Source organism: Variovorax sp. GW823-FHT04B03, from assembly GCF_058796495.1.
The window spans coordinates 423,541-446,027 of record NZ_JBXAIT010000005.1; the positions used below are offsets into that span (position 1 = coordinate 423,541).

The 22,487-nt window shown below is 68.7% G+C and carries 20 protein-coding genes; 4 read left to right on the top strand and 16 right to left on the bottom strand.

Annotation, left to right across the window (positions count from 1 at the left end; genetic code table 11):
• Positions 1-10 precede the first annotated feature (10 nt).
• The 6 genes from AC1RAD_RS23060 to AC1RAD_RS23085 are packed head-to-tail and all read right to left on the bottom strand — an operon-like array spanning position 11 to position 6,555.
• Positions 11-1,747, bottom strand: coding sequence for an acetyl/propionyl/methylcrotonyl-CoA carboxylase subunit alpha (locus AC1RAD_RS23060; RefSeq protein ID WP_492737396.1), 1,737 nt, complete (start codon positions 1,745-1,747; stop codon positions 11-13).
• A 16-nt stretch (positions 1,748-1,763) separates the two neighbouring features.
• Entirely contained in the window at positions 1,764-3,350 is a 1,587-nt protein-coding gene (locus tag AC1RAD_RS23065; protein ID WP_492737576.1) for a 5-oxoprolinase subunit B/C family protein, read from the bottom strand.
• An 8-nt stretch (positions 3,351-3,358) separates the two neighbouring features.
• Complete coding sequence (locus AC1RAD_RS23070; protein ID WP_492737398.1) at positions 3,359-4,129, bottom strand: LamB/YcsF family protein; 771 nt, start codon at positions 4,127-4,129, stop codon at positions 3,359-3,361.
• Positions 4,130-4,164: 35 nt separating this feature from the next.
• On the bottom strand, positions 4,165-4,842 hold the full coding sequence (pcp, locus tag AC1RAD_RS23075; RefSeq protein WP_492737400.1) for a pyroglutamyl-peptidase I: 678 nt from the start codon (positions 4,840-4,842) through the stop codon (positions 4,165-4,167).
• A gap of 10 nt (positions 4,843-4,852) precedes the next feature.
• Positions 4,853-5,809, bottom strand: a complete 957-nt coding sequence (locus AC1RAD_RS23080) for a DUF979 domain-containing protein (protein ID WP_095747223.1) — start codon at positions 5,807-5,809, stop codon at positions 4,853-4,855.
• Positions 5,810-5,814: 5 nt separating this feature from the next.
• Positions 5,815-6,555, bottom strand: coding sequence for a DUF969 domain-containing protein (locus AC1RAD_RS23085; RefSeq protein ID WP_062477421.1), 741 nt, complete (start codon positions 6,553-6,555; stop codon positions 5,815-5,817).
• Between the two features lie 284 nt (positions 6,556-6,839).
• Between AC1RAD_RS23085 and AC1RAD_RS23090 the strand changes: the two genes are divergently transcribed.
• Complete coding sequence (locus tag AC1RAD_RS23090; RefSeq protein WP_492683833.1) at positions 6,840-7,544, top strand: GntR family transcriptional regulator; 705 nt, start codon at positions 6,840-6,842, stop codon at positions 7,542-7,544.
• Between the two features lie 32 nt (positions 7,545-7,576).
• Here AC1RAD_RS23090 and AC1RAD_RS23095 read toward each other — a convergent pair whose 3' ends face one another.
• The 5 genes from AC1RAD_RS23095 to AC1RAD_RS23115 form a co-directional block, all read right to left on the bottom strand.
• Positions 7,577-8,890, bottom strand: coding sequence for a TRAP transporter large permease (locus tag AC1RAD_RS23095; RefSeq protein WP_159279240.1), 1,314 nt, complete (start codon positions 8,888-8,890; stop codon positions 7,577-7,579).
• A 9-nt stretch (positions 8,891-8,899) separates the two neighbouring features.
• Positions 8,900-9,433 (bottom strand): TRAP transporter small permease, encoded by a 534-nt coding sequence (locus AC1RAD_RS23100; RefSeq protein WP_095747225.1) that lies wholly within the window; start codon positions 9,431-9,433, stop codon positions 8,900-8,902.
• A gap of 3 nt (positions 9,434-9,436) precedes the next feature.
• The gene (locus AC1RAD_RS23105; protein ID WP_492737402.1) at positions 9,437-10,417 is read right to left on the bottom strand and encodes a TRAP transporter substrate-binding protein; all 981 of its coding nucleotides are present in this window, start codon (positions 10,415-10,417) and stop codon (positions 9,437-9,439) included.
• Between the two features lie 110 nt (positions 10,418-10,527).
• A complete protein-coding gene (locus AC1RAD_RS23110) occupies positions 10,528-10,788 on the bottom strand; it encodes a hypothetical protein (protein WP_225616844.1) in 261 nt (86 codons plus the stop codon).
• 28 nt (positions 10,789-10,816) lie between these two features.
• Positions 10,817-12,142 carry a PA0049 C-terminal domain-containing protein gene (locus AC1RAD_RS23115; protein ID WP_492737404.1) on the bottom strand — a complete coding sequence of 442 codons (1,326 nt, stop codon included), beginning with the start codon at positions 12,140-12,142 and terminating at the stop codon, positions 10,817-10,819.
• Between the two features lie 645 nt (positions 12,143-12,787).
• On the opposite strand from AC1RAD_RS23115, the gene AC1RAD_RS23120 reads away from it, so the two are divergent.
• On the top strand, positions 12,788-13,417 hold the full coding sequence (locus AC1RAD_RS23120; RefSeq protein WP_492737405.1) for a LysE family translocator: 630 nt from the start codon (positions 12,788-12,790) through the stop codon (positions 13,415-13,417).
• Between the two features lie 18 nt (positions 13,418-13,435).
• On the opposite strand, the gene AC1RAD_RS23125 is transcribed toward AC1RAD_RS23120, so the two are convergent.
• From AC1RAD_RS23125 to AC1RAD_RS23140, 4 genes are read right to left on the bottom strand one after another with little or no spacing between them, the layout of a single operon-like run.
• Positions 13,436-14,854, bottom strand: coding sequence for an L-serine ammonia-lyase (locus AC1RAD_RS23125; protein ID WP_492737407.1), 1,419 nt, complete (start codon positions 14,852-14,854; stop codon positions 13,436-13,438).
• Entirely contained in the window at positions 14,851-15,831 is a 981-nt protein-coding gene (locus tag AC1RAD_RS23130; protein ID WP_070063193.1) for an ABC transporter substrate-binding protein, read from the bottom strand. Before AC1RAD_RS23130 ends, AC1RAD_RS23125 begins: the two co-directional genes overlap by 4 nt.
• 32 nt (positions 15,832-15,863) lie before the next feature.
• Positions 15,864-17,510: an ABC transporter permease gene (locus AC1RAD_RS23135; protein WP_062477436.1), complete on the bottom strand. Its 1,647-nt coding sequence runs from the start codon at positions 17,508-17,510 to the stop codon at positions 15,864-15,866.
• 15 nt (positions 17,511-17,525) lie between these two features.
• On the bottom strand, positions 17,526-18,596 hold the full coding sequence (locus AC1RAD_RS23140) for an ABC transporter ATP-binding protein (RefSeq protein ID WP_062477439.1): 1,071 nt from the start codon (positions 18,594-18,596) through the stop codon (positions 17,526-17,528).
• A 198-nt stretch (positions 18,597-18,794) separates the two neighbouring features.
• On the opposite strand from AC1RAD_RS23140, the gene AC1RAD_RS23145 reads away from it, so the two are divergent.
• Positions 18,795-19,703, top strand: coding sequence for a LysR substrate-binding domain-containing protein (locus tag AC1RAD_RS23145; RefSeq protein ID WP_492737409.1), 909 nt, complete (start codon positions 18,795-18,797; stop codon positions 19,701-19,703).
• Entirely contained in the window at positions 19,700-20,386 is a 687-nt protein-coding gene (gene serB / locus AC1RAD_RS23150; RefSeq protein WP_492737410.1) for a phosphoserine phosphatase SerB, read from the top strand. Before AC1RAD_RS23145 ends, serB begins: the two co-directional genes overlap by 4 nt.
• On the opposite strand, the gene recG is transcribed toward serB, so the two are convergent.
• Positions 20,376-22,484 carry an ATP-dependent DNA helicase RecG gene (gene recG, locus AC1RAD_RS23155; protein ID WP_492737412.1) on the bottom strand — a complete coding sequence of 703 codons (2,109 nt, stop codon included), beginning with the start codon at positions 22,482-22,484 and terminating at the stop codon, positions 20,376-20,378. The two genes, serB and recG, sit on opposite strands and share 11 nt — an antisense overlap.
• Positions 22,485-22,487: the final 3 nt, after the last annotated feature.

Consider the following 22,487-nt stretch of genomic DNA (forward strand, 5'->3'; position numbering starts at 1 on the left):
GCACGCTCACTCACCCGATGGTCGCGATCGCCGTCCCGGCGCCCACGTAACCCCCCGCCGCCGCCGCGAACACGATGCGCCCCGCGCGATGCGCAACCACCTGCATCTCCATCTTCATCGCCTCCATCACCGCGATCACGGCCCCTTCGGCGACCTCATCACCGTCGGCGACCTTCCATCCTTGCAGCGTGCCCGACACCGGCGCAGCCACGGCGGCGGCATCGGCCGCTGGTGCGTTCGCAACGCCAGGCGCAGCGGCAGCACCCGCACCACCCGCCGACGCCAACCCACGCAGCAACTCCGCCGGCAGCCCCAGCGACATGCGTCGCCCGTCGATCTCGATGGCCGTGCGGTGCAGCGAGGCATCCGGCAGCGGATCGGGCCGCATGCCTGCCTTCTCGTCGTTCGCAAAGTCCGTCTCGATCCAACGCGTGTGGACCTTGAAAGCGTCTTCCGACACGAAGTCGGGGTGCGCCATCACCGCGCGGTGGAACGGCAGCACCGTGGCTAGGCCTTCGATGCGGAATTCCTTGAGGGCGCGGCGTGCGCGTGCGATGGCCTGGGCGCGCGTGGCGCCGGTGACGATGAGCTTGGCCATCAGCGAGTCGAAGGTGCCGGGCACCTGCGAGCCGGCGTCGACGCCGGTGTCGACGCGCACGCCCGGGCCCGAGGGGGCGTCGAACACGTGGACAGGGCCGGGCGTCGGCAGGAAGCCGCGGCCCACGTCTTCGGCGTTGATGCGGAATTCGAAGGAGTGACCGCGCGGTGCGGGCGTCTCTTTGATTGACAGCGGCAGGCCTTCGGCGATGCGCAGCTGCTCGATGACGAGGTCGATGCCGGTGGTCTCCTCGGTCACGGGGTGCTCGACCTGCAGGCGCGTGTTGACCTCGAGGAAGGAGATGGCGCCGCTTGCGCTCAGCATGAACTCGACGGTGCCGGCGCCGGTGTAGCCGGCGGCCGCACAGATGTCGCGCGCCGACTGGTGGATGCGCTCGCGCTGCGCGTCGCTCAGGAAGGGCGCGGGCGCTTCTTCGACCAGCTTCTGGTTGCGCCGCTGCAGCGAGCAGTCGCGCGTGCCGAGCACGACGACGTTGCCGTGGGTGTCGGCGATGACCTGCGCCTCGACGTGCCGCGGGCGGTCGAGGAACTGTTCGACGTAGCACTCGCCGCGGCCGAAGGCGGTGATGGCTTCGCGCACGGCCGATTCGTAGAGGCCTTCGACCTCGTCGAGCCGCCACGCGACCTTGATGCCGCGCCCGCCGCCGCCGAAGGCCGCCTTGATCGCGATCGGCAGGCCGTGCTGTTCGGCAAAGGCGAGCACCTCGCCCGCGTTGCTGACCGGGTCGGCCGTGCCCGCGACGAGCGGTGCGCCGACCTTCAGGGCGAGCTTGCGGGCCTGCACCTTGTCGCCCAACGTGGCGATGGCCGAGGGCGAAGGGCCGATCCACGTCAGGCCGGCGTCGATCACGGCCTGCGCGAAGGCCGCGCTTTCGGAAAGGAAGCCGTAGCCAGGATGCACGGCATCGGCGCCGCTGCGCTTGGCGATGGCCAGCAGCTTGGGAATGTTCAAGTAGGTGTCGGCCGGGCGGTGGCCGTCCAGGCCGTAGGCCTCGTCGGCGCGGCGCACGTGCAGCGCATTCAGGTCGGGATCGGCGTAGACGGCGACCGACTGCACGCCGTGGTCGGCGCAGGCGCGTGCGATGCGCACGGCGATTTCGCCGCGGTTGGCAATCAGGACTTTTTTCATCGCAGGACTCTCGATCTCAAAGTTCGATGGGGCCGTAGCCGTCCATCGGTTGGAAGCGGACGCGGGCGTTCACGGGGATCTGCCCCGCACGGTCCAGGTGGTGGGTGGCGACCGACGCGATCACGGGGTAGCCGCCGGTGAGCGGGTGGTCGGCAAGGAACAGCACGGGCTGGCCGCTGGGCGGCACCTGGATCGAGCCGCGCGCCGTGCCTTCGCTGGGCAGCTCGGCGCTGTTCGCGCGCACCAGCGGTTGCTCGCCGTTCAGGCGGATGCCGACGCGGTTCGATTGCGGCGTCACCACCCACGGCTGGCTACACAGGCGCTCGACGGCGTCGGCGGTGAACCAGTCGGTGCGCGGGCCGAGCACGATGTCGAGCACGACCTCTTCCTGCACGGTGGGCAGGTCGGTCGGTGGCACTTCGTTGGCACCGACGACGGCACCGGTGGCGACGCTACGCACAGGCAACACGTCGCCCGCCACCACGGCCGGCGGGCCGATGCGGGCGAGCGTGTCGGTCGCGCAGCTGCCGAGCACGGGCGCCACGGCAAAGCCGCCGCGCACAGACAGATAGCTGCGGATGCCGGCGACGGGCTCGCCCACAGTGACGGTGTCGCCATCGGCCAGCGCGACGGGCTGGTAGCGCGGCAGCGGCCATTGCGCGCCGTCAGCTCGGGTCAGCATGAGCGGGCCGTCGGCGCCAGTGACGGCCATCACGGCGTTGCCGCGGCAGATGAACTGGAAGCCGCCGTAGGCGAGTTCGAGGCAGGCCACGTCCGACGCATTGCCGACCAGTCGATTGGCCGCCTGCAGCGAGCGCTGGTCCATCGCGCCGGAGGCGGACACGCCCTGCCGCGCCTGACCATGACGGCCACCGTCCTGCCACAGCGCTTGCAAGCCAGCGGCACGAACTTCAAAGGCGCCGCCGCCTTCAACGGCCGCAAGCGCGGGTGCTGCGACCACGGGCTCGGCCACCGGCAACGCCACCTTCAACGACGAGGCATCGACAAAGCGCACCGCATCGCCCGGCTGCAGCAGCGCCGGCGTCTCGCGCGACAGGTCCCACATGGGCGTGTCGGTCACGCCGATGATCTGCCAGCCGCCGGGGCTGGCCTGCGGGTACACGCCGCTGAAGCTGCCCGCGAGCCCGACCGCTCCGGCCGGGATGCGGGTGCGCGGCACCGCGCGGCGCGGCACGGTCAGGCTGGGGTGGCCGCCGCTCAGGTAGGCGAAGCCGGGCGCGAAGCCGGTGAAGGCAACGGTGTAGTCGCTGCCGGTGTGGCGGCGCACCAGCTCGTCGGGCGTGATGCCGAGCAGGCCGGCCACTTCGGCGATGTCTTCGCCGTCGTAGCGCACGGGAATCTCGATGCGCTTGTCGATGCGCGTCTCGCGGGCGTCGAGCGTTCGCTGGCGCACGGCGTGTGCCAGTGCGGCGGCCGACAGCACGGCGGGGCGGAAGGTGATGAGGATGGTGCGCGCGGCGGGCACCAGCTCGTCGATGCCGGCAAGGGGCTCCGCGCGCAGCGAAGCCAGCAGCGCGAGCGTCTGCGCCAGGTCGTCGAGCTCGACCAGCACGGCATTCAGGTTGACGCGAAGAAAGCGCATCGAGGTCGTCATGCGATCGCTGCCTCGGCGAAGGGGCGGATCGTCACGCCGGCCTGCACGAGCCGCTCGCGCACGCGGCGCGCCATCTCGACCGCGCCGGGGCTGTCGCCGTGCACGCAGATCGAGTCGGCGCGGATGCGCACCACGCTGCCGTCGATGGCGGTGACGGTGCCTTCGTTGGCAAGCCGCAGCATGCGCTCGGCCACGTCGTTCGCGTCGTGCAGCACGGCGCCAGGTTCGCGGCGCGACACCAGCGTGCCTTGCGGCGTGTAGGCGCGGTCGGCGAAGGCCTCGGCCACCACGCGCAGGCCCTGGGCCTCGGCCCAGCCCACGAGCGGCGAGCCCGCGAGCGCGACGAGCACGAGGCCGGCGTCGATCTCGCGCAGGGCCGCGATCACGTCGCGCGCCTGGCGCTCGTCGTGCGCGATGGTGTTGTACAGCGCGCCGTGCGGCTTCACGTAGCGCACCTCGGTGCCGGCCGCGGCGGCCAGACCCTTCAATGCGCCGATCTGGTAGATCACGTCGGCGCGCAGGTCGGCGCTGTCGACGTCCATGTTGCGGCGACCGAAGCCGACGAGGTCGCGGTAGGCCACGTGGGCACCGACCGCTACGCCGCGTTCCTTCGCCTGGCGCAGCGTGCGCAGGATGCCCGCGGGGTCGCCGGCATGGAAGCCGCAGGCCACGTTGGCGCTGCTGACGATGTCGAGCATGGCGGCGTCGTCGCCCATGCGCCAGACGCCGAGGCTTTCGCCGAGGTCACTGTTCAAGTCGATGTTCATCGGAGGTCTCCGGCGTGCACGGCACGCCTCAGGAATCAATGCAGCCGGCCGGCGGTTTCGCGCACGTCGTGGCGCACGGTAAGCGCGGTGCGGATCGCCACGCGGAAGGCCTTCACCTGCGCGTCCAGCGCCATGCTCGCCACGCCGGGTTTCGAGGCGGCCTGCTCGGGCAGGTAGGGCACGTGGACGAAACCGCCGCGCGTGTGCGCCAGCGCCGGGCGCGTCGCGAGCCGGTGCATCAGCGCGTAGAAGATGTGGTTGCACACGAAGGTGCCGGCGCTGTTCGACACGACCGCGGGCAGGCCCGCCGCGCGCATGTCGCGCACCATGGCCTTGATCGGCAGCGTCGAGAAATAGGCCGCCGGGCCGTCCCTGACCACGGGCAGGTCGATGGGCTGCTGTCCGGCGTTGTCGGGAATGCGCGCGTCGTCGATGTTCAGCGCGGCGCGCTCCATCGAGATCTCGGTGCGCCCGCCCGCCGCGCCGATGCACAGCACCAGCTGCAGCGGCGAGCCGATCAACGCGGCGTCGAGCGTGTCGATGGCGCGGCCGAACACGCAGGGCAGCTGTACCGCCTGCACCACGGCGCCTTCGCAGGCCCAGCCGTCAAGCGCGCGGGCAATTTCCCATGCGGGGTTGACCGGGTCGTTCTCGAAGGGCTCGAAGCCCGCGAGCAGCACGCGGCGTGCCTTGGCATCGGTGGCGGTGGTCATGCGCGGTGCCTCAGCGGAACATCAGGAAGTACAGCAGGAAGATGTTGACCACCAGCAGCGCGGCCGCGGTGGGTATCTGCACCTTGATCACCGCGTTCTTGTCGGGCAGCTCCAGCAGCGCCGCGGGCACGATGTTGAAGTTGGCCGCCATCGGCGTCATGAGCGTGCCGCAGTAGCCCGAGAACATGCCGATGGCCGCCATCACGGCCGGGTCGCCGTGGTACACGCCCACCAGCACCGGCACGCCGACGCCGCCCGTCATCACCGGGAAGGCCGCGAAGCCGTTGCCCATGATGATGGTGAACAGCGCCATGCCCAGCACGTACACGGCCACGGCCACGAAGCGGATGTCCATGTTGATGTAGCTGGTGGTGATGTGCGCCACCGCCTTGCCCACGCCGGCATCGGAGAACACCAGGCCCAGCATGCCGAGCATCTGCGGCAGCACCACGGCCCAGCCGAGCGCGTCGGTCAGGCGGCGCGACTCGCGCATGCCCTGCACGGGCGTTTCGCGCGTCAGCCAGCAGGCCAGCGCGAGCGCCACCACGCAGCCGATGCCCAGGCTCACCAGCGTGGTGTTCTTGGGGTCGAGCAGCAGCGTGCCGCCGAGCTTGATGTGGCTCATGCCCACGGTGCCGATCACGGTGACCAGCGGAATCGCCAGCGCCGGAATGAACAGCTTGTTGCCCAGGCGCGTGGCGCTGGCCTGGTACTGCTCGGGCGTGGGTTCGCGGTGCTTGCCCGCGCCGACGCCGCGCAGGCCGGCAATGACGGCCATGCCGATCGCGCCCACGCCCACGAGCGCGGGCGGCAGCTTGTCGCCGACCAGGAAGACCAGCGCATAGATGCCCCAGAAGAGCGCGCTGGTGTAGCGCTTGGGGTGCTGGCGGTCGGCCAGCGTCATCACGGCCGTGACGGCGAGGATGAAGCCGACCAGGAGGTACAGGTGCTGGATCGAGAGAATCATGATGCTCAGCGTCCTTCCTTGGCGGGCACGGCGGTGGCGGGCACGTCGGCTTCTGCAGCGCCGCCCAGCTCACGGGCCAGTGCCTGGTCGAGCCGGCGCAGGCGCCAGGCGTGGATGATGAAAGCGGCAATGGCCGTCGGGATGCCCCACATCGCGATGTGCAGCGGCTCGACGTCGATGCCCGCTTCGTGCAGGAAGGTGGTCATGAGCACGATGGCGCCGAAGGCCACGAAGATGTCTTCGCCGAAGAACAGGCCCACGTTGTCGGTGGCCGCGGCGTAGGCGCGCAGCTTGTGGCGGATGCGGTCGGGCAGCTTGCCGTAGCGTGTCTCGGTGGCGCCTTCGGCCATCGGCGCGAGCAGCGGACGCACCATCTGCGGATGGCCGCCCAGGCTGGTCAGGCCCATGGCCGCCGTGAGTTCACGCGCCGCGAGGTAGACGATCAGCAGGCGACCGGCGGTGGCCGACTTGATGCGGCTGATCCAGTTCTGTGCGTGCTGGCGCAGGCCGTGGCGCTCCAGCAGGCCGATCACCGCCAGCGGCAGAAGAATGATCAGCGGCAGGTTGCGCGTCTTGATGAAGCCGGTGCCGATGGCCGTGAGGATCGCCATCGGGCCGAAGCCGGCGGCGAACGCCGTGACGATGGCCGTGACGATCACGACCAGCATCGGATTGAAGCGCAGGATGAACCCCGCAATGATCACGGCCACGCCGATCAGCGGCCACAGGGGGACTTCAGGTGTCATGGTTGGTCTTTCGTTGCAATGCAAAACACCGGCGCAGGGGCACCGGTGCGGTCGATTGATGCAAACCTCATGCCAATGAATGAGCAATTCATTTCTTATGAATCACTCATTTCAAACAAGTTGTTGAACAATTTCATGTAGTGTGCCCAACAACAGTGTCTGAATACCCCCATGAAAACCCTGAAACGGGCGCGTTTCGGTGCACGGGCGCGGCATGGCACGGGAGCCGTCTGTTACAACGCAGGCTCGCTGCGCCCCTCTCTTTTCCCCTCCGACCGACCGGCATGACCCGACTGGATTCCCCTGCTTCCCCCGCCTCGCCGGCCGCCGGCGCGCTCACGCTCAACGACCGCGTGGCCGAGCTGATCCGCCAGAAGATCGTGAAGGGCGAGTTCTCGCCAGGGCAGCGGCTGTCGGAGGCCGCGCTGGCCGACAGCCTGGAGATTTCGCGCAACACCCTGCGCGAGGTGTTCCGCACGCTGACCAAGGAAGGCCTGCTCAAGCACGCGCCCAACCGCGGCGTGTTCGTGGCGGTACCGAGCATCGCGTCGATCATCGACATCTACCGCGTGCGCCGGCTCATCGAGTGCCAGGCGCTGGCGCAGGCCTACCCGCGCCACCCCGCCAAGAAGCACATGCGCGAGGCGGTCGAGATGGCGCTGAAATGCCGAGACGCCGGCGACTGGCTGGGCGTGGGCACGGCCAACATGGAGTTCCACAAGGGCATCGTCGAGCTGGCCGACAGCGAGCGGCTCAACGTGCTGTTCGCCCACATCCTGGTCGAGCTGCGGCTGGCCTTCGGGCTGCTGAAAGACCCGGAGTTCCTGCACGCGCCCTACGTGGACATGAACACGAAGCTGCTCGAGCTCATCGAAGCCGGCAAGTTCGCCGAAGGCTCGGCGGCGCTGAACGACTACCTCATCCACTCCGAGCGCATCGTGCTGGCCGTCTACGCGCGGCAGATGCCGGACGGCGGACTCGACAACTAGTTGAGTCCGCCCGCGCCGCGCGGGCTGCTGCGCTAGCGCTCCTTGCCCATCACCAGGTCAGGCAGGATCGTGACGATACCCGGGAACAGCGTGATCAGCGCGATGCACAGCACGAGGCAGAAGAAGAACGGAATGGCCGCCTTGGCGATCACGTTGCTGTCCTTGCCCGTCATGTTCTGCAGCACGAACAGGTTGAAGCCCACCGGCGGCGTGACCTCGGCGATCTCGACCAGCAGCACCACGAAGATGCCGAACCAGACCAGGTCGAAGCCCGCCTTCTGGATCATCGGCAGCACCACGGCGCTGGTCAGCACGATCATCGAGATGCCGTCCAGCGCCGTGCCCAGCACCAGGTACACCACCACCAGCGCACCGATCAGCGCATAGGGCGACAGGTGCATGCTGTCGACCCACTCGGCCAGCTCGCGCGGGATGCCGGTGAAGGCCATGGTCTTGGTCAGGAACGCAGCCCCGGCCAGGATGAACATGATCATGCAGCTGGTGCGCGTGGCGCCCATGATCCCGTCCTTGAAGTTCTGCCAGGTCAGGCTCTTGCCATAGGCCGCGATGGCCAGCGAGCCCAGCACGCCGAAGGCCGCGCACTCGGTGGCCGTGGCCCAGCCGGCCACCAGCACCCAGACGATGAACACGATCAGCAGCGCGCAGGGAATGAGGTTGCCCGACAGCCGGATCTTCTCCATGAAGGTGGTCGGCGGATCGGCCGGCGGCACCTGGTCAGGGTGGCGCAGGCTCCACCAGCCGATGTAGCCCGAGAACAGCAGCATCAGCAAAAAGCCCGGCAGGAAGCCGGCCAGGAAGATGCGGATGATCGAGGCGTCGGCCGCCACCGCGTACACCACCATGGTGATCGACGGCGGGATCAGGATGCCCAGCGTGCCGGCGGTGGCCAGCGAGCCGATGGCCAGCTTCTCGTTGTAGCCGCGGCGCTTGAGCTCGGGCAGCGCCACCTTGGCGATGGTGGCGCAGGTGGCGGCCGAGGAGCCCGAGACCGAGCCGAACACGCCGCAGCCGAGGATGGTGGTGTGCATGAGCCGGCCGGGCACGCGGTTCAGCCAGGGCCTCAAACCCTCGAACATTTCCTCGCTGAGCTTGGTGCGAAACAGGATCTCGCCCATCCAGATGAACAGCGGCAGCGCCGCCAGCTCCCAGCTCGCATTGCTTTCCCAGAAGGCCGAGAACAGGTTCTTGCCGGGCAGCGTGTTGGTGAAGAAGGCCTGGCCGACCCAGCCGACGATGGCCAGGGTCATGGCGATCCAGACGCCGCCGGCGAGCAAGAGAAGCATGATGGCGAGCAAGAGCGCGCCCATGAGCAGTGTTTCGAGCATGGCGTGCGTTCAGACGTCGGAGGAAAAATCGCCGGCTGCGTGCCGTTCTTCGATGGCGCGCTGGTAGCTGGGCTTTTCGCCGCGCACCACGCCCACCAACTCATCGAGCATGGCGATCAAGAGCAGCCAACAGCCGATCACGAAGGCGGACTGCGGAATCCAGATCGGAATGACCACCAACCCCGTGGCCATCTCCGCGAACTCGTAGCTCTCGTACGTGAAGCTGGTGGCCCAGTAGGTGAGGTAGGCCACCGACACTGCCGCGATCAGCAGGCACATCACGTCCAGCACACGTCGCACTTTCAGCGGCACCGCGTCCAGCAGCAGCGTCACGCGAACGAAGTCACCATGCCGGAACGCATGCGCCATCGCAAAGAAGGCCGCCGCCGCGCACAGCCAGGAGACGATGTCGTTGAGTCCGCTCACGTGCCAGTTCATCTGGCGGCCCACACCGGCCACGATCATCAGCACGAAGATCAGGAAGACGCAGAAAGCGCCCAGCGCGCCTGCACCGTCGTACAGGCGATCGAGGAAGCGGCGCACGGCTTACTTCTTTTTATAGGTGTCGACGATGGTGGCGCCATCGGCACCGGCAGCCTTGAGCCAGTCGGCCTGCATGATGCCGCCGACCTGGCGCATGTCGGTGTCCAGCTTGGGCGAAGGCTTGTGCACCTTCATGCCGCGCTCGGCGAGCAGGCGCTTGTACTCATCGTTCTTCTCCTGAGCGACCTTCCAGCCGCGCGCCTCGGCGTCGGCTGCGGCCTTGGTCACCGCTGCTTTGGTGGTCGCATCTAACGCGTCGAAGGCCTTGGCGTTCACGAGGATCGCGTTCTTCGGAATCCAGGCCTGCGTGTCGTAGAAATTCTTGATGTGCTCGAAGGTCTTGGTGTCGTAGCCGGTGGAGCCCGAGCTCATGTAGCTCTCGATCACGCCGGTGGCCATCGCCGCACTGAGTTCAGCTTGCTGGATCTGCACCGGCTGCGCACCGATGAGCTCGGCGATCTTGGCCGTGGCCGGGCTGTAGGCGCGCCACTTGATGCCGCGCAGGTCGGCCACCGAGCCGATCTCCTTCTTGGTGTAGATGCCCTGCGGCGCCCAGGGCACCACGAACAGCACCTTGATGCCTTGCGCGGCCAGCAGCTTGTCCATCGCGGGCTTGGAGGCGTCGTAGAGCTTGCGGGCCTCGGGATACGTGGTGGCCAGGAAAGGCACGCCGTCCAGTGCGTAGATCGGGTTCTCATTGGCGTAGTTGGCCAGCAGGATCTCGCCGGCCTGGGCCTGGCCGCTTTGCACGGCGCGCTTGATCTCGGGCGCCTTGAACAGCGACGCGTTGGCATGCACCGTGATCTTCAGCTTGCCGCCGGTGGCCGCGTCCACGTCTTTCGCGAACTGCGTGATGTTCTCGGTGTGGTAGTTGGTCGCGGGGTAGGCATTGGCCAGATCCCATTTGGTCTGGGCGTGAGCGCCGAGAGAGAAGGCCAGGCCCGCGAAGGCAGTGACGACGGCGTGCGCGTAGGGATTTCGCATGGAAACGCTCCAGGAGTGCAAAGAGGGAAAAGGGAGGAGAGGAAACGAATGAACGAGGCGAAGCCGCGGCGTGCAGTGCATGCACGCCGTGGCGCCGACGGCCAAGCCGGCTATTCCTTCTTCTTGGGGGCCAGCTCGAGCGGGCTGGCCGGCAAGTCCGAGCGCCGGGGCTCGGGCTTGTCCGCGACCTTGCAGTCCTGGTCCTTGAAGGGGCCGGCCTCGCGCACCCAGTCGGGGCTGATCGGATGCTGCGCGCAGACGGCCTTGCCGCTGACCTTGTTGCGCATCAGGTAGAAGCTCTCGGTGGGTTGCGCCAGGGCCGCGCCCGACAACGCCAGGCCGACGATGCCGATGAAGAGTTGGTGTTTCATGTCCATGCCTTCTTGTGATGCAACGTTGTCAGGGTGCCGGCGCCGACAGGGTCTTCGCCATCGCGATCACCAGGTTGCGGCCCTGGGCCACGATGGAATCGCGGAAGCCCTCGAAGGTTGCATCCGTGATCTTGCCGTCGCTGCCCGCGCCGAAGCGCGTCATGACCGGCGTGTGGATGTGGCCGGCGGGAATGTTCAGCTTGAAGGTGTCGCGCAGCAGCGTGTTGCGGTACGCGCTCGCATTGGAGAGGTAGTTGCCGCCGCCGCCCCGGCTGGCGCAGTTGTTGTCCAGCGGGCCCAGCGCGTCTTTCTTGCACGGCTGCACGGAGTAGGTGTCGCGCCGCAGCACGTCCCAGCCACCGGGCGTGCCGGTGTCGCGGTTGATGACGCCCTCGCCGGTCTTCGCGTCGATCATGGCCTGGAACGGCAGCGTCGACACCGTGAACTGCGGCGGCGTCTCCTTGGCCCAGGGCCGCGGCATGAAGCCGAGCCAGCGCTCCGGCGGATAGATGTCGCAGTCCAGCACCGACGGGAACCTGTCGCCGTCCATGCAGGCGGGCCAGACGTTGTCGTTGCCCGGGATGCTGGCCAGGTGGTAGCGGCCGTTGAAGTGCTCCAGGTGGAAGGCACCGCCGCCCTGGCTCATGGAGATGGACGCGTCCACGCGCTTGGGCCCGGGCTTGAACCACGGCCCCAGCGTGTCTTCCTGCATGCCCTGCAGGAAGGGCGGGTAGTTCACGGGCAGGATGAAGGTGCGGATGACGGCCGTGGTGCCGTCGCCCAGCGCCACGGTGTTGCCGTCCAGCGAGAGGATGGTCGCGCCCGAAGGGTTGCCGATGCGGATGTTCGGGTTGTCGTGAACGCCCGGCGTGCCCAGCGTGAAGGGATCGAAGCCGCTGACGAGGATGCGCTTGTGGCCCGTGCCTTCCGGGAAGTCGATCGCGTACTGGCCGCGCGACGCGCGCTCGAATTCGTTCTCCAGCGCGGCGCGCTGTGCGTCGTCGAGCGGGAAGTCGGGCTTCCACTGGCGCAGCGCGAACGTCATGGTCAGGCGCGCCCAGTACAGCATGCGGTCGTCGCTCTGCGGCAGGCTGCCCTCGACCTTGCGGCCCTGCACCCGGTCCACCGCGGCCTGCCACAGCTGCTGGCCCTCGGCCTTCAGCAGGGTGACGGCCGCGTCGTAGCTCGACGCACCGGCCAGGCCGTCCTTGCACAGCTTGAGGGCGAACGCCGGCCCGAATTTGTCGAAGCCGCTGGCCTGCAGCACCTGCTGCGAGAAGCTCGCCGCATCGCTGGCGCTGAGCTTGTTGGGCAGGCGCTGCTCTTCGTACGAGGCCGCGACGCCGGTGTCCATTGCGCACCTGGCCTGGATCGCCGGCGGCGCGGGTGGTGGGGGATTCGTCGTCGGTGGCGGTGCGGGCGGCGGTGCATTGGCAGCGGCGATCGCTGCTGCAATGGCCGCGACGGTGGCCGGGTCAGCCCCGCCACCTCCGCCGCCACCTCCGCATCCCGCCAGTACCGCCGCGCAGATGCCCAGCCCCAATGCATTCCGACGCCAGGAGATGCCGCCCTGCGGGACGCCCGATGCGTCCTTCGCTTTGCAGTCGTCCCCCGCAGAGGGGCTCGGATGAAAGTCGCTTGCCATGACGAATCGCTCCCATGAATGTGGTGTGTGCAGACAAGGAAAGCCTCGCGGCCGGTTGCCGTGAGCCTCGGCAATTGGTCAACACCACCATGCATCCAGGTCTCAACCGTTCGATCTTGGTTGAGCTTGAATTGATGTTTTGTTGAACAATTAATCGAATGATGCCCCACCATATTCGTCATGAAATTGGTGCAAACCCGCGAGATGAAGGACGCGCCAGCCAACGCCGCACAGCGGTGCCTCCGTGATTCGTGGGCTGTGCGCGAGGGCAAACGGGCACTGCGGGCAGAGCGACGCGCCGCCCCGGACTGCTGAAATAATGTTCACCCCGCCACACCCGCCGCCGGATGCGCCATGACCCTGTCCGCCTACCTGCTGTTCCTGCCCGCCTGCTTCGCCATCAACATGGCGTTCGGCCCCAACAACCTGCTGTCGGTGACCAACGGCGCGAAGCACGGCGTGTCGCCGGCCGTGATCGCGGCGAGCGGCCGGCTCGTAGCCTTCGCGGTCATGATCGCCATCGCGGGCCTGGGCATGGGCGCGGTGCTGGTCGCATCGGAGCTGGCCTTCGATGTCATCAAGTACATCGGCGCCGCGTACCTCGTGTGGATCGGCATTCGGCTGCTGCGCGCGCCGGCGCCGACTGCGCAAGTGCAGGCGCACGAAGCTGCGCCGCCGTCGATGCGCGCGCTGGTGCGCCAGGAGTTCACGGTGGCGGCCGGCAACCCGAAAGCCATCCTGGTGTTCACCGCCTTCTTCCCGCAGTTCGTGGTGCCTGGCGCGTACGCGTCGAGCTACGTGCTGCTGGGCGTGACCTTCCTGGTGTTCGAGCTGGTCGCGATCGCGCTGTATGCGCTGCTCGGCGCGCGCATGCGCCGGCTGGCCAACGGCAGCCGCGCGATGCGCTGGTTCAACCGCGTGAGCGGCAGCATGATGGTCGGCTTCGGGCTGATCCTCGCGTTCACGCGCCGGCCGGCGGGCTGAGCCGCGGCCGCGCGGCGGTCAGCACTCGACGATGTTCACGGCGAGGCCGCCGCGCGAGGTTTCCTTGTACTTGGTCTTCATGTCCGCGCCGGTCTGCATCATGGTCTGGATGACCTTGTCCAGCGACACGAAGTGCGAGCCGTCGCCGCGCAGGGCCATGCGCGCCGCGTTGATGGCCTTCACCGCGCCCATCGCGTTGCGCTCGATGCACGGGATCTGAACCAGCCCGCTGACCGGGTCGCAGGTCATGCCCAGGTTGTGCTCCATGCCGATCTCGGCGGCGTTCTCGACCTGGCCCGGCGTGCCGCCCATCACCGCGGCGAGCGCGCCCGCCGCCATCGAGCAGGCCACGCCGACCTCGCCCTGGCAGCCGACCTCGGCGCCCGAGAGCGAGCCGTTCTTCTTGTAGAGGATGCCGATGGCCGCGGCGGTGAGCAGGAACTCGACCACCGCCTCGTCGCCCGCGCCGGGAAAGAAGCGCTGGTGGTAGTGCAGCACCGCCGGAATCACGCCCGCCGCGCCGTTGGTGGGCGCGGTGACCACGCGCCCGCCGGCCGCGTTCTCTTCGTTGACGGCCATGGCGTACAGGTTGACCCAGTCCATCGCCGCGAGCGGGTCCGGCGCGGCCTGCGCCGTGCCATTGCCCTGCAGCTGACCGAACAGGTCGGCCGCACGCCGACGCACCTGCATGCGCCCGGGCAGGGTGCCGGTGCTCGCGCAGCCGCGCCGCACGGCGCCGGCCATGGCGTCCCACACCTGCAGCAATTCCGATCGCACCTCGGCCTGTGGCCGCCATTGCGTTTCGTTGGCCATCATCAGCGCGGCGATCGACAGGCCCTGCGCGCGGCATTGCGCGAGCAGTTCCGCGCCACTGTCGAAGGCGAAGGGCAGCGCGGCCGGTGCCGGACGCTGCACGCCGGCTTCGTTGCGCACGCTCTCGCCCTGCGCATCGACGACGAAGCCGCCGCCCACTGAAAAGTAATCCGCCTCGGCCAGGGTCTGGCCCTGCGCATCCAATGCAATGAAGCGCAGGCCGTTCGGGTGCCGGGGCAGGCTCTTGCGCAGGAAGAGCAGGTGCTCCTTCTCGTCGAATGCCACGGCGTGCGTGCCGAGCAGGTGCAGGCGCCGCTCGCGTCGGATGGCCGCGATGGCGGGCTCGATGGTGTCGGGATCGATGCGGTCCGGCCGGTGGCCTGCGAGCCCGAGCAGCACGGCGCGGTCGGTGCCGTGGCCGCGGCCGGTGGCGCAGAGCGAGCCGTACAGCTGCGTCACCAGCGCGGCCACCTGCGGCAGCAGGCCCCGCGATTGCAGCAGGCAGGCGAACTGCCGCGCCGCGATCATCGGCCCGACCGTGTGCGAGCTCGAAGGGCCGATGCCGATCTTGAACAGATCGAAGGCGCTGACCGGCGTCGAAGGCGCCTTCGCCGTGCTCGTCACCGCGCCTTCACCGCCAGGTTCCACAGCGCCACGAGCTGCTCGTACTCCGCCGAGGCCGCTTCCTGGTCGAGCGGGAAGACCTTGATGGCGCTCAGGTCGGGCAGCGAGGTGAGCTTGGACACCGCGATGTCGCTGCGCACCGGACGGCGGAAGTTCTTCACCAGCAGCTCCTGCTGCGTCTCCTTGCTCAGCAGGCCGTTGTAGAGCGCGACGGCGGCGTCCATGTTCTTCGCGCCCTTCACGATGAACATGCCTTCGGGCGCCAGGTAGCTGCCCTCGGTCGGGTACACCAGCTTGATCTCCTTCTGGCCGCCCGCCACGTACTCCTGCGCCGCGTACTCGATGGTCAGGCCCACCGGGTACTCGCCGGCGGCCACGCCCTTGTAGGTGCTGCCCGACGAGGCGGTGACGACCGCGTTGGCCGCCAGCTTGCCCAGGCCGTCGCGACCGAACTGCTTGAGCAGGCCGTACACCAGCATGTAGGCCGTGGCGCTCTTGCTCGGGTCGGTGATGGCGAACTTGCCCTTCCACTCGGGGCGCATGAGGTCCGACCAGGTCTTGGGCGCGGGCATGCCCTTGAGCTGGCGCTCGTTGACCATCATCACCATGACGTGCACGTTGGTGCCGACCCACAGGTCGTTCGGGCCGCGAAAGGCCGCGGGCACGGCCGCGAGGTCGGGCGACTTGTAGGGCGCCATCTGGTCCTTGTAGGCGCCCAGCGTGCCGAAGCCGCCGCTCCACAGCACGTCGCCGCGCGGGTTCTTGGCCTCGGCCTGGATGCGCTTCATCAGCGTGCCGGTGCCGCCCGTGACCTGCTGCACCGTGAGCCCGGGCGTCTTCTTCTTGACCACGGCCAGCGCGGTCTCGACGGTTTCGGTGTTGTTGGACGAATAGAGCACCACCGTCTGCGCACCCGCGACGCCCGCCGTGAAGGCCAGGGTCGCGAACGCGCATTTCGCCAGGGACTTGAAGGACATGAAAACCTCGCAGGTTGAAGTGAATGGGCGGGTCATTTGCTGGAGAAGAGGTTGATGCGGAACACCTTGATCGCCACCACGATGGGCAGCAGGATCACGCTGACCAGCGCCGCGCCGTAGGCCGAGGCCAGGCCCAGGCGGCCGCCGTCGACCTGGCGGAAGATGGCGATCGGCATGGTCTCCAGGCCGCCCGTGTAGACCACGATGGAGGCCGACAGCTCCGAGATCGTGGTCACCCACATCAGGATGGCGGCCGAGATGATCGAGGCCTTCATGGCCGGCAGCAGCACCTTGAAGAAGGTCTTCAGCGGCGACACGCCCAGGCTGATCGAGGCCTCCTCGATGGAGTCCGAGATGTTGAACAGCGTCGACGACGCATTGCGCACCGCGAAGGGCAGGCGGCGCACCGTGTAGCACAGCACCATGATCCCCGAGGTGCCCGCCAGCACCAGCCAGCCGGTGTTGAAGGTCTGCACCAGCGCAATGCCCAGCACCGTGCCCGAGATGGTCAGCGGCAGCACCACGATGTAGTCCAGCAGCTGGGTGAAGGGGTTGCGCTTCTTGATCGTCAGGTAGCTCACGAGCACCGCGAAGGCCACGCCCACCACGGTGGCCATCGAGGCGAACTTCAGCGAGTTGATGATCGGCTCGGGCGCGCCGCGCAGCGCGCGTTCCAGGCTCGAGAGCGACCACTGGCCCCAGCGCATCACGGGCCCGCTGGTCTCGGTGAAGGCGCCCACGAAGACGATGAGCAGCGGCAGCATCGACAGCACGATGATCACGCCCACGCTGAGCGTGTAGAACACCGCCGCGCCCGAGCGCACGCGCACCACGGCGGGCGCGCGGCCCTGCGTCATCGTGTAGATCTTGCGTTCGACCACGCGCTTCTGGAAGAACAGCACGATGGCCACGATGCCGATGGACACCACCGACATCGCGCTTTGCAGCGTGGGGCTGCCGCCCATCTCGCCGACGAAGGCGTTGTACGTCATGACCGACAGCAGCGGCACGCTGCTGCCCAGCACCACCGACAGCGCGAAGTTGCCCACCACCAGCGTGAACACCACCAGCGCATTGACCAGCACCGCGGGCAGGATCACCGGCACCAGCACGCGCAGCTTGGTCACCAGCGGCGAGGTGCCCAGGCTCAGGCCGGCTTCTTCGAGCTGGCCGTCGAAGCCGCGCAGCGCGGCCAGCACGCCCAGGTAGATGTAGGTGTAGTAGACCAGCGTCATGGAAAACACCATGCCGGTCCAGCCGTAGAAGGTCGGCAGCGTGATGCCCGCGCCCGCGAGCAGGTTGGTCACCAGCCCGTTGTTGCCCAGCAGCAGCAGCCACGACTGGCCGACGATGATCTCGGGGATCACGATGGTCATGATCGGGAGCACCGCCACCAGGTTCTTCAGCGGGAAGTCGTAGCGCGCCACCATGTACGCGAAGGGCACGCCCACGGCCACGGTGCAGGCCGTGACCGACACGCCGAGCACCAGCGTGTTGCGGAACGCGAGCAGGTATTCGCTGTCCTGCAGCAAGGTGATGAAGCCGGACAGCGAGAACGCGCCCGACTCGTCGCGCACGCTGTTCACGAACAGCGTGCCCAGCGGGTAGAACACGAAGAACAGCAGCAGCACGAGGCTGAGCAGGGTCAGGAAACCCCAGGGCCACCAGTTGATTTTCATGGCGTGCGTGTCCGTTCAGGCGGCGACGACGCGACTGTCGGCCGGCACCAGCACCTGCACCGCATCGCCGGCCTGGAAGTCGGCCACCATGTTGCCGGCGTGCAGCTCGACGCGGATCTCCGACTGGTCGTGCAGCCGGATGCGGTAGGCGGTCTTGAAGCCCAGGTACTGGCGGCGCAGCACCTCGCCCGCGATGGCGTTGGGCACGTGGGGCGCGGGCGCCATCAGCGACAGCGCCTCGGGGCGCGCGATGAGGATGCCCTGCGCGCCCAGCGCGGCGCCGCCCTGCTTGCCGTCGAGCTGCTGGCCGCACAGCTGGTAGCGCACGTGCGACGCAGCTCCGCCGGCGGACTCGGCCGGCACCGGGATCACGTTGGCCGAGCCGATGAAGTCCGCCACGTAGGCGTTCACCGGCGTGCCGTACAGTTCTTCGGGCGTGCCCAGCTGCGCGATGCTGCCGCGGTCCATGATGGCGATGCGGTCGGACATGGCCAGCGCCTCTTCCTGGTCGTGCGTGACGAACACGGTGGTGATGCCGGCCTCGCGCACGAGGTCGAGGATCACGTCGCGCATCTGCAGGCGCATCTTGGCGTCGAGGTTGGACAGCGGCTCGTCCATCAGCAGCACGCGCGGGCGGATCACCAGCGCGCGCGCCAGCGCCACGCGCTGGCGCTGGCCGCCGCTCATCTGCGCGGGGTAGCGGTCGGCCAGTGCCAGCAGGCTCACCTTGTCCAGCGCCTCGTTGACGCGCCGGGCGATCTCGGCCTTGGGCACCTTGCGCGCACGCAGGCCATAGGCCACGTTGTCGAAGGCCGTCTTGTCGGGGAACAGCGCGTAGTCCTGGAACACCATGCCGATGTCGCGGTGGTGGGTGGACACGCGCGTCACGTCGTCCTTGTCGAAAAGAATGCGCCCGCCGTCGGGCTCGTTGAAGCCCGCGATGCAGCGCAGCAGGGTCGTCTTGCCGCAGCCGCTGGGGCCCAGCAGGGTGTAGAAGGCGCCATCGGGCACATGCAGCGACAGGTTCTGCAGCACCGTCTGGTTGGCGAACTGCTTCACGACGTTGTCGATGGTGATGGAAGCCATGTCTCTTGTTCAGGGTGGAAGGAAGCGCGATGCTAGGTGCGCCCTCCACACGCCACCAGCCGTATTTTTTAAGGCGGCCGGTTAGTTTTTCTGCAGGCTTCCCGGTCTACGATGCGCGCCGGCCTCCAACCCCGGGCGGCACGCAACCGAACACGAAAAGAACATGAGGAAGACAAGCCCGCTCGCCAAGGTACGCATGTGGTGACCCGACGCCTCCCCCCTTTGAAGGCGCTGCGCGCCTTCGAAGCGGCGGCGCGCCATGCCAACTTCACCGCGGCCGCCGACGAACTCAGCATCACGCACAGCGCCGTCAGCCAGCAGATCCGCCTGCTGGAGGACTACCTGGGCCAGCCGCTGTTCGCGCGCGAGGCCCGCGGCGCGACGCTGCTGCCCCATGCGCGCGACTACTTCGCCGAGGTGCAGGCCAGCCTGGACCGCATCGCCAGCGCCACGGCCGCGCTGAAGTCGCCCCACCAGCGCGCCAGCCTGCGCGTGTGCACCACGCCCTCGCTGGCGATGAAGTGGCTCATCCCGCGGCTGGCCGGCTTCCAGGCCCTGGCGCCGCAGACCGACGTGCAGCTGTCGACCCTGGGCCGGCAGTTCTTCGACCAGGCCGAGGCCGACAGCGACGTGCTGATCCGCCGCATTCCCATGCAGCGCCCCGACCACACCTGCGTGCGCTGCCTGGACGACCACCTCGTGGCCGTGGCGTCGCCGCGCTTCATCGAGCGGCACCGCATCGCCAGCATGGCCGACTGCCTGGGCCACCCGCTGCTGCAGGCCGCCGGCGAAGTGGAGAACTGGCCGCGCTGGTTCGAGCTGGCCGGCGTGCGCGTGCCGCCCCAGCTGCCCGGCCCCGTGTTCGACCACCAGTTTCTTTGCATGCAGGCCGCCATGAACGACCTGGGGCTCGCGCTGGCGCCCTGGTGCCTGCTCGAGGAAGACATCCGCGCCGACCGGTTGCGCCTGGTGTTTCCCGAACCGCGCCTGCCGGCTTCGGGCGTCTACGCGCTGTACCGCACCGAAGGGCCGGTGGCCGCGCTGGCACGGCAGTTCGTCGACTGGCTCGGCACGCAGCACTGGAACGCGGGAAGCCCCACCCCATGACCACCATGCTCACTCTTCCTCCCCTGCGGCTGTCGGACTTCAAGCTGATCGCCTTCGACATGGACTCGACGCTGATCGACATCGAGACGGTCGACGAGATCGCCGACATCGCGGGCTGCGGCCCCGAGGTCGCAGCCATCACCGAGGCCACGATGCGCGGCGAGATCACCGACTACAAGGACAGCCTGCGCCGGCGCGTGGCCCTGCTGCGCGGCGTGCCGCTGTCGGCGCTGCAGGCCGTGTACGACCAGCGCCTGCACCTGAACCCCGGCGCCGAGACGCTGATCGCCGCGTGCAAGCAAGCCGGCCTGCGCGTCGTGCTGCTGAGCGGCGGCTTCACCTTCTTCACCGACCGCCTGCGCGAGCGGCTGCAGCTGGACGACACGCGCTCCAACGTGCTGGAGATCGAAGAGGGCCGGCTGACCGGGCGCATGCTGCCCCAGCCCTGGGGCGACATCTGCGACGGCGAAGCCAAGAAGGACAAGCTGCTCGACTGCTGCCGCGCGATGGGCATATCGCCGACCCAGGCCATCGCCGTGGGCGACGGCGCGAACGACCTGCCGATGATGCGCGTGGCCGGGCTGTCGGTGGCCTACCACGCCAAGCCCCTGGTGCGCGAGGCCGCCATGCTGGCGATCGACGAGGGCGGGCTCGACCGGCTGCTCGACCTGCTCAAGCCTTGAGGTATTCGGCCTTGGTGCCGAGCCAGCGGTCGATGTGGCGCTGCGCCAGCTCGGGGTGCTTCTGCAGCATCACCGGCGCGAGCTCGCGCGCCCAGTCGAGCAGCAGCGTGTCGGTCGCGAGGTCGGCAAAGCGCAGCAGCGGCGCGCCCGACTGGCGTGCGCCCAAAAATTCGCCGGGCCCGCGGATCTCGAGGTCGCGCCGCGCGATCTCGAAGCCGTCGCCGGTCTCGGCCATGGCCTTGAGCCGCGCGCGCGCCGCCTCGCCCACGCGGCCGCTGTCGCCCGGCGCATAGAGCAGCACGCAGGCCGAGGCCGCCGCGCCGCGCCCCACGCGCCCGCGCAACTGGTGCAGCTGCGAGAGGCCGAAGCGCTCGGCATGCTCGATCACCATCAGCGAGGCGTTGGGCACGTCCACGCCCACTTCGATCACCGTCGTGCTCACCAGCACCTGGATTTCGTTCGCGGTGAAAGCGGCCATCACCGCCTGCTTCTCGGCCGTGGGCATGCGCGAATGCAGCAGGCCGACCTGGATGTGGTCGCCCAGCGTGCCGGCGAGTTCGTCGCGCGTCTCGGTGGCGTTGCGCAGGTCGACCGCTTCGCTCTCCTCGATCAGCGGGCAGACCCAGTAGACCTGCCGGCCTTGCGAAATCTGCGCCTGGATGCGGTCGATGACCTCGTCGCGCCGGTGGTCGGCCACCAGCTTGGTGACGATGGGCGTGCGGCCCGGCGGCAGCTCGTCGAGCGTGGAGACGTCGAGGTCGGCGTAGTAGCTCATCGCGAGCGTGCGCGGGATGGGGGTGGCGCTCATCATCAAGAGATGGGGCTCGAGGTCGCCGCCGGCCTTGCCGCGCAAGGCCAGGCGCTGCGCGACGCCGAAGCGGTGCTGTTCGTCGATGATGGCCAGTGCCAGGTTCTTGAAGCGCACCTTCTCCGAAATGACCGCGTGCGTGCCGATGACCAGTGCGGCCTCGCCGCTCTCGACGGCGGCCGACATCTCGTCGCGTTCCTTCTTCTTCTGGCTGCCCGTGAGCCAGGCCACGCGCAGGCCGCGCTCGGCCAGCAGCGGGTCGAGCCAGCCGACCAGCTTGCCGAAGTGCTGGGCCGCGAGGATTTCGGTCGGCGCCATCAGCGCGCACTGGAAGCCCGCGTCGATGCAGCGCGCCGCGGCCAGCGCCGCGACCACGGTCTTGCCCGAGCCCACGTCGCCCTGCAGCAGGCGGTGCATCGGGACCTGCCGGTGCAGGTCGGCCGTGATCTCCTCGCCCACGCGCTGCTGCGCGCCGGTGAGGCCGAAGGGCAGCACGGCGAGCAACTGCGCATGCAGCGAACTCGCCGCCGCGTCGGTGGACGCAGGCAGCACCGGCGCACGCTGCGCCGCACGCTCCAGCCGTGCCTGCAGCTGCGAGAGCTGCTGCGCCAGCAGCTCCTCGGCCTTGATGCGCTGCCACGCCGGGTGGCTGTGGTCTTCCAGCGCAGCAATCGACACGTCGGGCGTCGGGTAGTGCAGGAAGCTCAGCGCGCTGCGCAGGTCCCACGCGCCGCGCGGGCCGATCTGCACCGGAATCGTCTCGTCGAGCAGCGCGCGCGCCAGGCCCGAGCGCACCTCGCGCCGCAGCACCGGCTGCGCGAGCCCGGCCACGGTCGAGTACACCGGCGTGAGCGCGTTGGGCAGCGCCGTGCCGGCCGCCTTGACGGTCGGGTGCATGATCTGCCGCCCCACGAAGCCGCCGCGCATCTCGCCGCGCACGCGCACCTTGGCGCCCACCGCGAGCTGCTTCTGCTGCGACGGATAGAAGTTGAAGAAGCGCAGCTGGCAGGTGTCGCTGCCGTCGTCGATGGTGGCGATGAGCTGGCGGCGCGGTCGGAACACCACCTCGCACTCGGTGACCACGCCCTCGACCTGCGCCATGTCGCCGTCGCGCGTGTCGGCCAGGCGCACGATGCGCGTCTCGTCCTCGTAGCGCATCGGCAGGTAGAGCGCGAAGTCGATGTCGCGCACGAGGCCGAGCTTGCGCAGCGCGCGCTGCACGAGGCTCAGGCCGGTGCCGGGCGGTGACGCCGGCGCGGCGGGGGGAGTCGGTTCTTTCTTGGCGGGCACGGG